10 protein-coding genes and 1 other RNA gene are annotated in these 13,879 nt (G+C 57.6%); 7 read left to right on the forward strand and 4 right to left on the reverse strand.

What is annotated here, in order from left to right; all coding sequences use genetic code 11:
- Positions 1–8 precede the first annotated feature (8 nt).
- The gene (dxs, locus tag G5S47_RS04320; protein WP_219585159.1) at positions 9–1,892 is read right to left on the reverse strand and encodes a 1-deoxy-D-xylulose-5-phosphate synthase; all 1,884 of its coding nucleotides are present in this window, start codon (positions 1,890–1,892) and stop codon (positions 9–11) included.
- Positions 1,893–2,021: 129 nt separating this feature from the next.
- Here dxs and G5S47_RS04325 point away from each other — a divergent pair, with 129 nt between their 5' ends.
- Together G5S47_RS04325 and G5S47_RS04330 are read left to right on the forward strand one after the other, a co-directional pair.
- A complete protein-coding gene (locus G5S47_RS04325; protein WP_219585160.1) occupies positions 2,022–4,022 on the forward strand; it encodes an alpha/beta hydrolase family protein in 2,001 nt (666 codons plus the stop codon).
- Positions 4,022–5,842, forward strand: coding sequence for a chloride channel protein (locus G5S47_RS04330; RefSeq protein WP_219585161.1), 1,821 nt, complete (start codon positions 4,022–4,024; stop codon positions 5,840–5,842). Before G5S47_RS04325 ends, G5S47_RS04330 begins: the two co-directional genes overlap by 1 nt.
- A 54-nt stretch (positions 5,843–5,896) precedes the next feature.
- Here the strand turns inward: G5S47_RS04330 and rnpB are convergent.
- An RNA gene (rnpB, locus tag G5S47_RS04335) (RNase P RNA component class A) lies at positions 5,897–6,246 on the reverse strand.
- 39 nt (positions 6,247–6,285) lie between these two features.
- Here rnpB and G5S47_RS04340 point away from each other — a divergent pair.
- Positions 6,286–7,104, forward strand: coding sequence for a YaaA family protein (locus tag G5S47_RS04340; RefSeq protein WP_006681134.1), 819 nt, complete (start codon positions 6,286–6,288; stop codon positions 7,102–7,104).
- 99 nt (positions 7,105–7,203) lie between these two features.
- On the opposite strand, the gene G5S47_RS04345 is transcribed toward G5S47_RS04340, so the two are convergent.
- Both G5S47_RS04345 and G5S47_RS04350 read right to left on the reverse strand, forming a co-directional pair.
- Positions 7,204–7,938, reverse strand: coding sequence for a zinc ribbon domain-containing protein (locus G5S47_RS04345; protein ID WP_006681135.1), 735 nt, complete (start codon positions 7,936–7,938; stop codon positions 7,204–7,206).
- Entirely contained in the window at positions 7,935–8,783 is an 849-nt protein-coding gene (locus G5S47_RS04350; protein WP_442953386.1) for a Nif3-like dinuclear metal center hexameric protein, read from the reverse strand. Before G5S47_RS04350 ends, G5S47_RS04345 begins: the two co-directional genes overlap by 4 nt.
- A gap of 216 nt (positions 8,784–8,999) precedes the next feature.
- On the opposite strand from G5S47_RS04350, the gene lipB reads away from it, so the two are divergent.
- The 4 genes from lipB (at position 9,000) to G5S47_RS04370 (ending at position 13,851) form a co-directional block, all read left to right on the forward strand.
- Positions 9,000–9,689 carry a lipoyl(octanoyl) transferase LipB gene (gene lipB / locus G5S47_RS04355; protein WP_219585162.1) on the forward strand — a complete coding sequence of 230 codons (690 nt, stop codon included), beginning with the start codon at positions 9,000–9,002 and terminating at the stop codon, positions 9,687–9,689.
- Positions 9,673–10,746, forward strand: coding sequence for a lipoyl synthase (gene lipA, locus G5S47_RS04360; RefSeq protein ID WP_219585163.1), 1,074 nt, complete (start codon positions 9,673–9,675; stop codon positions 10,744–10,746). The genes lipB and lipA overlap by 17 nt, the downstream gene beginning before the upstream one ends.
- Positions 10,747–10,786: 40 nt before the next feature.
- Positions 10,787–12,265 (forward strand): class I adenylate-forming enzyme family protein, encoded by a 1,479-nt coding sequence (locus tag G5S47_RS04365; RefSeq protein ID WP_219585869.1) that lies wholly within the window; start codon positions 10,787–10,789, stop codon positions 12,263–12,265.
- Positions 12,266–12,438: 173 nt separating this feature from the next.
- Positions 12,439–13,851, forward strand: coding sequence for an NAD(P)/FAD-dependent oxidoreductase (locus G5S47_RS04370; protein WP_219585164.1), 1,413 nt, complete (start codon positions 12,439–12,441; stop codon positions 13,849–13,851).
- Positions 13,852–13,879: the final 28 nt, after the last annotated feature.

Below are 13,879 nucleotides of genomic sequence, written 5' to 3' on the forward strand. Positions count from 1 at the left end.
GCTTCTCTTTAGAGGGTACGTGAAATACGTTCCGCAATCTGGTGAGCCGTCAAACCGCACCGTTCCAGCAGGGACTCGCGCTCGGCGTGCCGCAGGAATACCTTCGCAACACCCAGCGTGATGACGGTAGCATCCACGGACTCGTTGGCAAGAAGATCGCGCACCCCCCAGCCAAAACCGCCGTCAACGATGCCGTCTTCCAGAGTCACCACGCGTTGTGCCTGCTTGGCAAAACTGGCAAGTTCAGGGTTGATCGGTAGAAGCCACACAGGATCCACAACACGAACACGCTTACCCTGTTCAGTCAGAATGCGTGCTGTTTCAAGACCCTCGGGACCAAAAGCGCCCGCTACTACGAGGAGCACATCAACATCGTCAGTGTCGGGTTCAAAGAGAACATCCACACCGTTTACTGAGCGAATTGCGTTCATCGGCGCTGGTAGAGAGCCCTTACGGTAGCGGAGAACGGTCGGCCGATCCTTCACTCCCACCGCGCGACGCAAGCTGGCGCGAAGAGTTGCCTCATCACGCGGGGCAGCGAGCTCAAGTGAGGGGATGATCGAGCACATCGCGATATCCCAGACACCATTGTGTGAGGCGCCATCCGCGCCGGTGATACCTGCACGGTCAAGAACAACCGTCACGCCAGCCTTGTGCAATGCCACGTCCATTAACAGCTGGTCAAAAGCACGATTAAGGAAGGTTGCGTACAGCGCAACAACCGGATGAGCGCCCGCATAGGCCATGCCAGCAGCGCTAGCAATCGCTTCCTGTTCAGCAATACCCACATCGACAACGCGGTCCGGGAATTCCTCGTGGAATGGTTTCAAACCGACGGGAGCCATCATCGCTGCGGTGACACCGACAACAGTGTCGTCTTCGCGCGCAATTTTGACGATCTCGTCGGCAAATACGCTGGTCCAGCCGAAACGTGCCGGAGCAACGGGGAGTCCCGTTTCGGGGTGAATCGGTCCAACGGCGTGGAAGCGATCAGCGATGTCTTCTTCGGCGGGAGTATAACCGCGTCCCTTTTGGGTGATGACGTGGACAAGAACTGGATACTTCGAAGTCCGCGCACGCTGTAGTGTGGTTTCAAGCTCGGTCTCATTGTGTCCGTTGACGGGACCTAAGTATTTAAAGCCCAGGTCTTCGAACATTGCCTGAGGAGCAATAACGTCTTTGATGCCGGTCTTCAGACCGTGTAGCGCGTCGTATGCCGCTTTACCAGGATCCCCCAGAGCAAGCAGATGACGCTTACCCCAAGCAAGAGCACGTTCGTAGCCTTCCGAGGTGCGAAGCGCGTCGAGATGATGGGCAACACCGCCGATTGTTGGCGCGTAGGAACGTCCATTGTCGTTGACGACTACGACAACACGACGATCAGTTGATTCGGCGATGGTGTTCAACGCTTCCCAAGCCATACCACCGGTCAGGGCACCGTCACCGATGATGGCGACCGTTGATGACGCGTCGCCCCGGCGTTTCTTCTCGCGGGAAATACCATCGGCCCATGCCAGTGAGCTTGAAGCGTGCGACGACTCAATAACGTCGTGATCTGATTCTGAGCGGGAGGGGTAGCCAGACAGTCCACCTTCTTGGCGCAGGCCGGAAAAGTCCTGGCGACCCGTCAGAAGCTTGTGGACGTACGCCTGATGGCCGGTGTCAAAAAGAATCGTGTCTTTGGGTGAACGAAATACTCGGTGCAGGGCAATCGTCAGTTCAACAACGCCCAAATTGGGACCCAGGTGCCCACCGGTTTTCGACACGTTGGTGATCAGGAAGCTACGAATTTCCTTGGAAAGCTGAACAAGTTGAGCCTCTGAAAGGGTACGTAAATCCGACGGGGAATGGATGCTGGTGAGCAGTGGCATATCCGCGTCTGATGAACTCATAGCCCTCATACTAGTTGCCACACATGTTCCTAGCGACCTTCGCCCTCGAAAAGCACATCGTGAGCGGGCTAACATAGAGCTAACATGCTTCCTTTAGTCAACCGAAATGCCTGTGTGCAAGGAGGAACAATGAGCGTTACCGTCGCCCCCTACGGTGAATGGACATCCCCAATTTCCGGCGATTCTTTTACTGCTCGGTCAGTCACTCTCTCGCAGGTTCGCGTTGACGGTTCTGCTACCTATTGGGTTGAAGGACATCCGAAAGAAAACGGACGAGGTACCCTGTTGCGTCGTACCGGTGCTGGCGTTACTTCAGAGGTCCTCCCCCTGATCGATGGTGCTCGCCTTCCCGATATTCGCACTCGCGTTCACGAATACGGTGGTCGTGCCTACGCGGTGCTCGATGGTTTCATCGTGTTCTCCGACGGCTTTGATAACCGCGTCTACCGTTTCGACACCAACGACCCGCACCGTACGATTTCTCCGCTTACCACGCTGTCGAAGTCGCGCTACGGCGACTTCGAGATTGATGATGTTCGCGGCCTCGTCTATGCGGTCAGGGAAGATCACTCGGGCGACGGCGAACCGACAAACACGCTGGTCGCAATCCCGATCGACGGTAGTGCTGCACGCAACGACGCTGCGATCATCACGATCTTTGAAGGCACTGACTTTGTTGCTGCACCTGCAGTTTCTCCTGATGGCACGAAGCTTGCATGGCTGTCGTGGAACCACCCGCATATGCCGTGGACACAGAGCGCACTGCACGTGGGCGCACTCAATTTCGAAGGTCGTATTGAGGTTTCGAAGACGATCGTCGACAAGGAAGACGTGTGTGTCTACGAGCCTCGGTGGACTCTTGACGGTGACCTCATCCACGTCGATGACACGACCGGTTGGGCCAACCTGTACCGCACGGAAGGCTTTACGTGGAAGGATGACGAGCCCTCAGACGCGTGGACAACGCGCCTTCGCACTCGTGCCATGCACCCGGGAACTCGGGCGTTCTCGCACCCGCACTGGCAGCTCGGTCTGCACTCCTACGATAACTACGATAACGACCTGCTGATCTGCTCGTGGGCTGAGGACCTGACGTGGCACATCGGTACCGTGCGCATCGACAACGGAATGGCTGAAGAATGGGCAACCGGCTGGTGGCCGATCGGTAACGTGGCATCCAACGATGGTCGCGTAGTCTTCCTTGCTGACTCCCCCACGCACACGCCGGCAATTATTCAGATCAAGGGTGGCGCCACGACGATTATTCGTCCGTCATCCGAAGCTGAAATCAGCCCGGATCTGGTTTCTTCAGGGCAGATTATCTCCTGGCCGACCTTAGATGGCGAGACCGCGTACGGCTTCTACTACGCACCAAAGAACCCTGACTTTTCAGGCCCGAAGAATGCTCTTCCCCCGCTGATCGTCAATGTTCACGGTGGCCCGACTTCTTCGACCCGACCCGGCTTGTCGATTCCATTGCAGTACTGGACCAGCCGTGGTTTCGCTGTGCTCGACGTTAACTACCGTGGTTCAACCGGATTCGGTCGCGCATACCGCGAGCGTCTCAACGGTCACTGGGGCGTTATGGATGTGAATGACTGCGTTGATGGCGTGCGCTATCTGGTTGACCGAGGTTTCGTTGATCCGAAGCGCGTTGCTATCCGTGGCGGATCCGCCGGTGGCTTCACCACCTTGAACGCACTGGCAAACACCGATGTGTTCACCGCGGGAACGTCACTCTATGGCATCGCTGACCTGCGCCTTCTGTCTGCAGAAACCCACAAGTTCGAGTCTCGTTACAACGATCGCTTGATCGGTACTGAAGATCCGAACAGCGAACTGTGGGCCAAGCGCTCGCCGATTACTCACATTCACCAGATCAACGCTCCTCTTCTGCTGTTGCAGGGCGAAGATGACAAGGTGGTTCCGCCGTCACAGGCACGCCTCATGTTTGATGCACTGAAGGATCGCGGAAACGCTGTTGCGATGAAGATCTACCCGAATGAAGCTCACGGCTTCCGTCGCGCAGAGACGATTCGTGATGCGTGGAGCTCCGAGCTCGCGTTCTACGGGCGTGTCTGGGACATGGACGTCGACGTTGAATCCGACATCGATATCGCCAACCTCTGATGCGGGCTTCTGTTTCTTTCTTGGCACAACTGGGTGAAAAAGCAGGTCAGCACCGTTCTTTTGTCGGTCTATTAGCAGCGCTCGTCGGCATTATCGTCGGTGGTGCAGCGGTTCTTTTTAACCTGATGATTCAGGGGTGGACGTGGGTCACCACCGGTTACAGTGACTACTCAACGCATGCTGGCGACCCCCACGGAGTCTTCGGTTGGTCCCCCTGGGTGTTCTTGCTTCTGGCTCCCGTTGTCTCAGCGTTGATCTATGGGCCCCTGGTTCAGCGGTTCGCTCCCAGTGCGCGGGGCCACGGTATTCCAGAAGTGATGCTGGCCGTTCGACGCAAGGGAGGCAAGATTCCCGGGCGCGTCGCAGTGGTGAAGCTGATTGCTTCTTCTTTGACGATTGGCGCCGGTGGTTCAGCGGGACGAGAAGGTCCGATTGTCCAGGTCGGAGCGTCGCTCGGTTCCTCGTTGGCGTCCTCTCTTCGTTTGCCTCCGCAACGCGTAGTTCTTTTAGCGTCCTGTGGCGCAGCGGGTGGCATCGCCGCAACTTTCCATGCTCCGCTTGCTGGCGCAGTCTTTGCTCTCGAAGTGATTCTGACGCAGTTCAGTGCCGAAACCTTCGGATATGTCGTTATTTCTTCAGTGATGGCATCCGTTGTTGCACGCGCGTTGCAGGGTGACGAAACGATCGTGAATCTTGGTCATGATCTCTCCTTCTCGCATCTGACAGACATGTGGTGGGTTGCTCTCCTCGGTGTGATCGCCGGTCTTGCGGGTCTAGGTTTCTCGAAGCTCCTTTATTGGCTTGAAGATGTGATCGACGCTTTCTGGAAACGTCTGAGCCTTCCCGAATGGTCACGTCCGGCTGTTCTCGGCATCCTTTTGGGCGCGGGTATTGTGGCCTTCCCGCAGATGTTCGGCTCGGGATACCCGATCGAAGAAGACGCTCTAGCAGGCAAATACACGATTGGCTTCCTGCTGATTTTGATGGTGGGACGCGCCCTGTACACGTCCTACACGATCGGTATCGGTGGATCCGGTGGCGTTTTTGCCCCGACGCTTTTTATCGGCGCAATGGCCGGAGCCTCATTCGGGCAAATCCTTTCCCCCATTACTGACACTCCCGCCGGCGTCTTCGGTGTGATTGGTATGGGCGCGGCATTCGCTGGAGCGGCACGCGCTCCGATGACCGCCGTTTTGATCATCGTCGAAATGACGGGGCAGTATTCGCTGATTATGCCGATGATGCTTGCCGTCGTTCTGGCCACCGGCGTCTCGAGGTTCCTAACACGCGCCACCATCTACACCGAAAAACTTCGTCGTCGAGGCGACGTTCTGGATGACCCTGTGGATGCAACACTGCTCGGCGCTCACCCGGTTTCGCACTGGATGGAGGACGCTCCCGGTACTTTGGCACCCTCGACCACGCTCGATCAGGCGATTAAGAAGATGCGTGTCCTTGGTGCCCAGACTCTTCCCGTTGTCGACGATGCTGGAACCTACGTTGGGCTAGCAAGCGCCATTGATCTTGCTCTGGCGCGCCAAAGCGAAACAGATATGGCCTCGTCGCTGGATTCTTTGAAACTGCCCAACGTGCACGTCACGCCCACCGCACTACCGTCGAAGGTGCTCGAAGTACTGCAGACATCAGGTCTGCCGGGGATTCCCGTCGTCAATGATTCGTTGCATGTGGTGGGCTGGGTGTCCCAGCAGTCCCTGATTGAACGCCTCTATCGCGATCAGCGTCGCGCCATCGCAGCTCGCGCACAGTCGTCGTGGGGTTCGAGGTTCCAAGAGAAGCATTCACGCCGACACACGAGTTAACGAAGCGTAAGCGTAGAGTCTGGTATCACTCAGCGAAAACCCGACGTATACGGACGGATGAGTCGGTCTGTACGCCGGGTTTTGTCCCGCACAAGCGGTGGCGACCATCTATCTAGGACGTTTGTTGCCAAACGCCTCAAGCAACCTACCCGCAGGCGTCGGGCGGGCCACCCATACCTGCTGCTCGGTCTTGCTCTGGGTGGGGTTTACCAAGCCGGCTCGGTCACCCAAACCGCTGGTGAGCTCTTACCTCACCTTTTCACCCTTACCGCTTGCGCGGCGGTTTATTTTCTGTGGCACTATCCCTCGGGTCACCCCGGGTGGCTGTTAGCCATCACCCTGCCCTGTAGAGCCCGGACGTTCCTCGAGAACCGTGTGGTCCGCGCGGTCGCCCAACCGACTCATCCGCGCCCATAGTCTAACGCACCCGCTAGGCTTCACATATGTTCATCTGGTTACCCCCGTCCGAATCCAAAACAACACCAGCACACGGGCCTCGTTTTGACGTGACACAGCTTGCTCGCCCTGAGCTTGCATCCTGGCGCGAAAACTTGATCCACACTGTTCAGGCGCTCAGCGTTCGCGACGACGCTGCTCAGTTGTTCGGTCTTGGCCCGGCTTCAGCTGCGGATTTACAGGCGAATATCGACTTGTATTCTGCACCATGCGATGCGGCTGAAAACCTGTTTACAGGCGTTCTCTATGACGCGGTCTCATTCCCAACACTGCCGGAGCAGCATCATGCGGTCGCGCTTGAAACAACGCGTGTCTTCTCTGGGCTTTTTGGTGTGGTGAACCTCGACGATGTCCTGCCCAACCACCGTCTTGCGATGGGCACGAAACTGCCGGACATCGGCCCTTTGCCGACCTATTGGAAGAAGCCCCTTGATACATCGCTCAAAGCAGAAGCTGAAGGAGCTCCGATCGTTGATGCTCGTTCTGGCCCGTATCGTAGTGCCTGCCTCGCTCCTTGGGCGCATCGCATCGAGATCGGCGTGGTTCGTCAAGCGAAGGGGAAGCGTTCGGTGATTTCCCACGATGCGAAGCGGTGGCGAGGCCGTGCGTGCGCTCACCTCTACGCGTCAATTTCGGCTGATGCGGATTTCGACGCGATCGTCGAGGCTCTGTGTTCAGCCACTACCTTGGATCCGATCATGGATGCTCAGGGTGGTGCTCATGCGGTTATCGACGTGGAAGTACCTGAGGCGAAACCGACAAAGCAGGGCGGGTCACTCACTCACCTGGTGTTGGTCACCGACTGATCGGACTCGGGAGCAGATGCTGGCCGTCGTAGAGTGGCGCTGTCATACGATACGAGGCGACACACCCCGCCGCCGGGGCACGATCCCGAGCGATCGGCTTCAGGCTTGAGTCGTCCTCACAACGATCGCACCGGTATCTTCGGTCCAGTAGAGCTGGTCTTCGGGGGTGAGGCGAATCTGTTCAAGTTCGGCCGGGGATAGCTCCGCTGCCATTCCAATGCCAACACCATTACGTACTTCGAAGATCGCGAGGGCACCGAGGTTTGCGCGAACACGTTCATACTCGCCCACGAGGTCTTCTGGAAGCGATTCAGCGAGCGCACGACGCTTGGCGATCACATCGCGAAGCTCGTCGTCGCTTTCTTTCACGTCGGCAGCAAATTCCTGCTTGGTCTTTTCAATGTCGGCAGCGATCGCTTTCGCTTCGTCAATCATTGCTTGACGAGCATTCTTAGCCGCCTCAAGACGTTCTTCACCGTCGAGCTGTTCATTTTCCAAAGTGGACAAGCGCTTATCCATTTGAGCGATTTCATGTTCCATCGCGTTGATGTCGCGAAGAGGAACCTGATTGCCGTCGATTCGACTCTGTTGCTTAGCTCGTCTGGCGCTCACACGTTCGATCTCGTCCGCGCTACGTTGGACGTCTCGTTCAATATCTGCGATTGCTGCACCTTGGGTGACGGCTGCGCGCTTCAGGTCGTCGAGGCGTCCTGCGAGCTCGCGGACAACGCCGTGCGCCGGATGGGAGTCACGGGCGTGTCGAAGCGCAGATTCGCGCTGGTCGAAGGATTTGAGTTCGAGCAGGCTGAGCTGGTTCAGGTATGTTGCTTTCACTTACGTCCTCCTAATGTTGGGCGATGGCTGGTCCACGGCTCCGTGATAATCGTAGAGACTTTTACTCTCACTTCCACATTTGCAGTTGATGCAGCCTGCACTAGCTTGCGTTCAAGGATCGGGAGCCACGGCCATTCGGTGGCGTAGTGACTAGCGCAAATCAGGGCAGGCGCCCCACCTTCAAGGTGTTCGGATGCCGGGTGATGACGCAGGTCAGCGGTTAAAAAGACGTCCGCTCCGCCTTCACGTGCTGCCTCAAGGAAAGAGTCTCCCGCTCCTCCGGATACTGCGACGCGTTCGATGATTGCGCCGGGGTCTCCGGATCCGAAGATGCCGTGAGGTCCTGCGGGCAGGCGCTCGGCAACCAGGTCAAGAAAGTCGCCTAAACGAGTGGGCGCAATCGAACCGATACGTCCGTGTCCAATGGGTCGCCCGGCCTGGTCGATTCCGGTGGGAACCAGCGGTGATGAAGAGGTGATTCCCACCAACTGTGCGAGCGCATCGCCGACGCCATCTGCGCTGATGTCAGCGTTTGTGTGCGCGTTGAACAGGGCGATATCGTTTTTAATAAGGCGAGTGATGGACGCGCCCTTAGGGTCAGATGCCGGCAGGAAACTCGTTCCGCGAAGGTACAGCGGGTGGTGAGTGATAACGAGGCCGGCGTCCTCGTCGATCGCTTCATCAACGACGGCCGAAACGGGGTCGACGGCAAGCAGGATTGAGGTGACGTGAGCGGATGGGTCGCCTGCGATCAATCCGACTCGGTCCCATGACTCGGCACGGGAGGCGGGATACCACGCTTCCATCAGCGCCATGACATCTGAAATGGTCCATTGGTTACTCACGCTTTAAAGGATAGCCAATCGAAAGATGCTGGCGAGCGTGGATAAACGTGAGGAAACGCTGAAGAAATACGTGTTTTCAATGGTTTTTCGTTATCTGTCGAAGCCTCGTACCCCGCTTGGCGTGATCCTGCGGAAAAATGCATTACTTTCGAGAACACGTGCGCAAAGGGCCATTTCGATTAAGAAACGAAAGGTCTGGCGTTCTATCATTCCTAGGTGCACGTCATCGACCTTATTGATGCGGGAACGTCGGACTATATGGAAGTAGACCGACTGCAGCGTCAACTCCACGACCAAGCAGCCGCTGGTGACGGCGATTCGATCATTGTCACCCAATTCGCCCCCACCTGGACCGCTGGCCGCCACACGAAACCCGAAGATATTCCGGATTCCACTGTTCGGGTGATCCATGTGGACCGCGCCGGTTCCGCGACGTGGCACGGACCGGGACAGGTTGTTGTCTACCCAAATGTCAGGCTCAAGGAGCCCGTCGACCTGTACGCGTGGATCCGTAGCGTTGAAGCGGGTGTTATTGAAACAGTGCGCGAAGAATGGGGGCTGCCCGTTCACCGCATCGACGGACGCGCAGGAGTGTGGCTGACCGAAGAGGGACGTCGCGACCGCAAAATTTGTGCCATCGGACTGAAAGTTGCACGAGGCGCCACGTTGCACGGAGTCGCCCTGAACGTCGATATTGACCCGATAGAAGCGTTCGCGGGAATCATCCCGTGCGGGCTCTTCGACGCTGATGTTGCCTGTCTGTCGTGGGAAGGCGTGAACGTCCCATTGCGCACCGCTGCTGACGCACTTGTCTCGCACCTTATTTCTTCAATCCGCCCTCAGCTGGCTGACCCCAGCCAAGAGATCACCTATTCGAAGGGAAACGCCTGTGAGTACCTTGCCTGATCCCGAAGGACGCAAACTGCTTCGAGTGGAAGTTCGCAACTCGCAAACTCCTATCGAAAACAAGCCCGAGTGGATTCGCACGACGGCACACACCGGCGCGAACTATCACGATATGCGTTCCATGTCGCACGCCAAGGGACTGCACACTGTCTGCGCTGAAGCAGGGTGCCCGAATATTTACGAGTGCTGGCAAGACCGTGAAGCGACTTTCCTTTTAGGTGGAGCACTCTGCACACGTCGGTGCGACTTCTGCGATATCGCGACCGGTAAGCCCACCGAATATGACCGGGACGAGCCTCGTCGAATCGCCGAGTCTGTTGGCGAACTCGAACTGCGCTACGCGACGATCACCGGCGTCACCCGCGACGATCTGCCCGACGGCGCGGCGTGGTTGTACGCCGAAACCTGCCGTTTGATCCACGAGAAGAGCCCATCAACCGGCGTTGAACTGCTGGTTGACGACTTCCGCGGTCAGGACGAGTCGATCGACATGGTCATTGAAGCCGGCCCGCAGGTGTTCGCGCACAACTTGGAGACGGTGCCTCGTATCTTTAAAAAGATCCGCCCCGCGTTCCGCTATGACCGTTCGCTTGCGATGATTCAGCGTGCACACAACGGTGGCATGGTAACGAAGTCGAACTTGATCCTCGGTATGGGTGAGACGCGTGAAGAAATCAGCGAAGCGATGCGCGACCTGCACGATTCGGGCTGTGATTTGCTGACCATCACGCAATATTTGCGTCCTTCTCCCCTGCATCACCCGATTGATCGCTGGATTCACCCCGAAGAATTCCTTGAGATCGCAGCAGAAGCTGAAGAATTAGGCTTCGCTGGCGTCATGGCTGGCCCGCTTGTGCGCTCGTCGTACCGCGCGGGATTGCTGTGGGCGAAAGGCATGCGCGCTCGCGGGTTTGAGATTCCTGAGCACTTGAAGCACCTGGATAATTCCGGTTCCACTCTGCAGGAAGCGGGTACAGTTCTGGCGAATATGCGTGAGCGTCGCGCACGTCGTCAGGCGCGTGAAGCCGCAACACTGCCCGGGGTTCCCGTTGCCTGAGGCCCCAGTGACTCCGGATTATTCACCGGCCCGAGTTTTGATGCGTGCTGGGCGTCAGCACCCGAACCGCATGTCGATCATTTGGCCGGACAACAGCGTGTGGACCGTCGCCGAAAGCGCCGACGCGGTGCGCCGTGTGGCAGCATATTTGCGCTCGCTCGACATTGGCGAGGGTGACCGTGTCGTGTTTGCTGGCCGTAACAACGCTTGGGTTTTTGTTCTGCACGTTGCGTGCTCGTGGCTTCACGCTGTGACCGTTCCACTTTCGGAACGCCTACCGTTTACCGTCACGCAGTCGATTGTGGATTCGCTCGATCCAGCTCTCGTTTTGATCGACGAGGTCGCGCCCGCGTTGCAGCGTTCGGTCAGTGTGGGCGCGGAGTTTATGACGGTCGACGCTTTTGCTTCGAGCGCGCTGGGCTCCACGCCGATCGAAGGTGAGCCTCTGGCCTGCGCACACGAAACGGGTGCGATTGTCTTTACTTCGGGGTCGACAGGACGTACCCGAGGAGTTGAACTCTCTCACGCCCACATGTGGTGGGGCTCGATGTGTTTCCGCGATGGCTTCGAATATCTACCGGCACGCGATGTCGTGGGTGTGTGCGCGCCAATTTCGCATATCGGCGGCTTCAATGGCACGTCGATGGATGTCTTCAGCCACGGTGGAACGATCATCGTTTTCCCGACGTTTAACCCGACTGGCATCCTGCGTGCGATCGAAAAGCACCGCATCTCGATGATGTTTGCTGTCCCAGTCATGTGCCACATGTTGCTCGATACGAATGAGTCCGTCGGCGCAGATATTTCATCATGGGAGCGCCCGCTGATCGGCGGAGATGCGATGGGGCCGGCTTTGGCTGAGCGTCTGCGCAGCGCCGGCTTGCGACCGATCCACGTGTGGGGAATGACGGAAACTTCCGGGGCGGGAATGATGACCTCCCCCGATGCCGACGCCCCGGCGGGAGCATTGGGCCAACCTTTCCCCTACGTGGATGCGCGTCTGATGAACGCTGACGGTCACCTCGCCGGCGTGGGCGAGTTGGGCGAAATCGAGGTACGAGGCCCAGGCGTTTCAACCTCCTTCGTGACCAACGGGGAACGAGGCCTCGCACGCATGCATGACGATTGGCTGCGCACAGGCGACCTCGCCACACGCGATGAAAAAGGCTGGTATCACATCGTTGGTCGTGCCTCGCGAATGATTAACACGGGTGGCGAGCTTGTGGCTCCCGGGCGCATCGAAGAACTGCTACGCGGACTACCCCCTATCGCAAACGCCTGCGTTGTAGGTGTCAAGGATGATCGGTGGGGTCAGGTTGTTGCCGCGGCAATCGTTCGCGGACCGATCCCAAAAGAGCTGCGTGATGACGCCGACTTCGACGCATTGGAGATCGCTGACCTGATTAGTGATCAGTGTGCGCCGTGGGAACGAGTTCGCCGAGCGATCTGGGTTGATACTCTCCCCCAACTGCCGAATGGAAAACCGGATATTCAGGCGACGCAACGTCTTTTTGACTAAACGATTGCTGTGCTCCGCGCCCTTGCTGGGGAATCGTTGATCAGGTGATCGCGGCCTCGTACATGAGCGAAAAGGACGTGGGCACTCTCACGCCCTCAAAGACGGATTGGGACTGTCACACCCACCGACTCAATTAGTAAGGTAAGCCTTACGTAATTAATGAGGAGGATCTGGTGCACCGCATCGTCATCATCGGCTCAGGTTTTGCTGGACTTGAAGTTGCGAAGAAGCTGAAGCACGCGAACGCTGAAATCACGATTCTAGCCAAGACCGGTCACCACCTATTCCAGCCCCTGCTCTATCAGGTCGCAACTGGCATCCTCTCCGAAGGCGACATTGCGCCAACGACGCGTGAGATCCTCAAGAAGCAGAAGAATGTTCGCGTTCTGCAGGCGCTCGTTGAAGACATCGACATTGAAAACAAAGTCGTTATTTGGCGTAACCACAACGAAAAACAGACGACTCCCTACGACACACTGATCCTTGCTGCCGGCGCTGGCCAGTCGTACTTCGGCAACGATCACTTCGCCGTGTTTGCTCCCGGCATGAAGACGATCGATGACGCGCTCGAACTCCGTGCCCGCATCTTCGACTCGTTCGAGAAGGCTGAAATCGAATCCGACCCACATGAGATCGACCGTCTGCTCACGTTCGTTGTCGTTGGCGCAGGTCCAACCGGTGTTGAGATGGCTGGTCAGATCCGCGAAATGGCATCACACACGCTGGCAAAGGAGTTCCGCGCAATCGATCCGACAAAGGCTCGCGTCATCCTCGTTGACGGTGCCGATCGTCCTCTCCCCGTGTTCGGCGAAAAGCTCGGTGACGTGACGCGCCACGAGCTTGAAAAGCTCGGTGTCGAGGTGAAGACCCACGCATTTGTCACTGACCTTGACCGCGACACCGTCACTCTGAAGTTCAAGGACGGCTCAACCGAAACGATTCGTTCAAACTGCAAGGTGTGGGCTGCCGGCGTCCAGGCATCCGAGCTTGGCGCTGTTCTTCGTGACAAGGCCGATGCGGAGCTTGACCGCGCAGGTCGCGTCATTGTTGAAAAGAACCTCACTGTTCCCGGCCACCCGGAAATTTTTGTCCTCGGTGACATGATGAGCTTCCCGGGCGTGCCCGGCGTTGCTCAGGGAGCTATCCAGTCTGCTCGCTATGCAGCAAAGATTGTGGCAGCACGTCTTGCTGGCAAGCCGGAAACAACCGAGCCTTTCACGTACTTCGACAAGGGCTCAATGGCGACGATCGCCCGCTTCAAGGCGGTCGTGAAGATCGGCAAAATGCGCCTGACCGGCTTTATCGCCTGGGCGGCTTGGTGTTTCCTCCACCTGCTGTACATCGTCGGCTTCAAGTCGCAGATCGGTACCTTGGTTCATTGGTTCTTCTCATTCCTGTCGGGCGCACGTTCACAACGCACGACCACAAACCAGCAACTGGTTGGCCGCCTCGCTTTGGAACGTCTGGGCACCGGTTCGTCCGGCAAGCTCGTCGCCGGGGAGGATCCCGTTCAGGAAATCATCGATGATGAAGTGACCTCGTCACACAACGACGAGGTGACACCGAATACGCCTCTATCCCTTTAACTTCGAATGAATCGCCCCTTTCTTGATA

It is taken from the genome of Schaalia turicensis (assembly GCF_019380255.1).
Lineage (GTDB): Bacteria > Actinomycetota > Actinomycetes > Actinomycetales > Actinomycetaceae > Pauljensenia > Pauljensenia turicensis_A.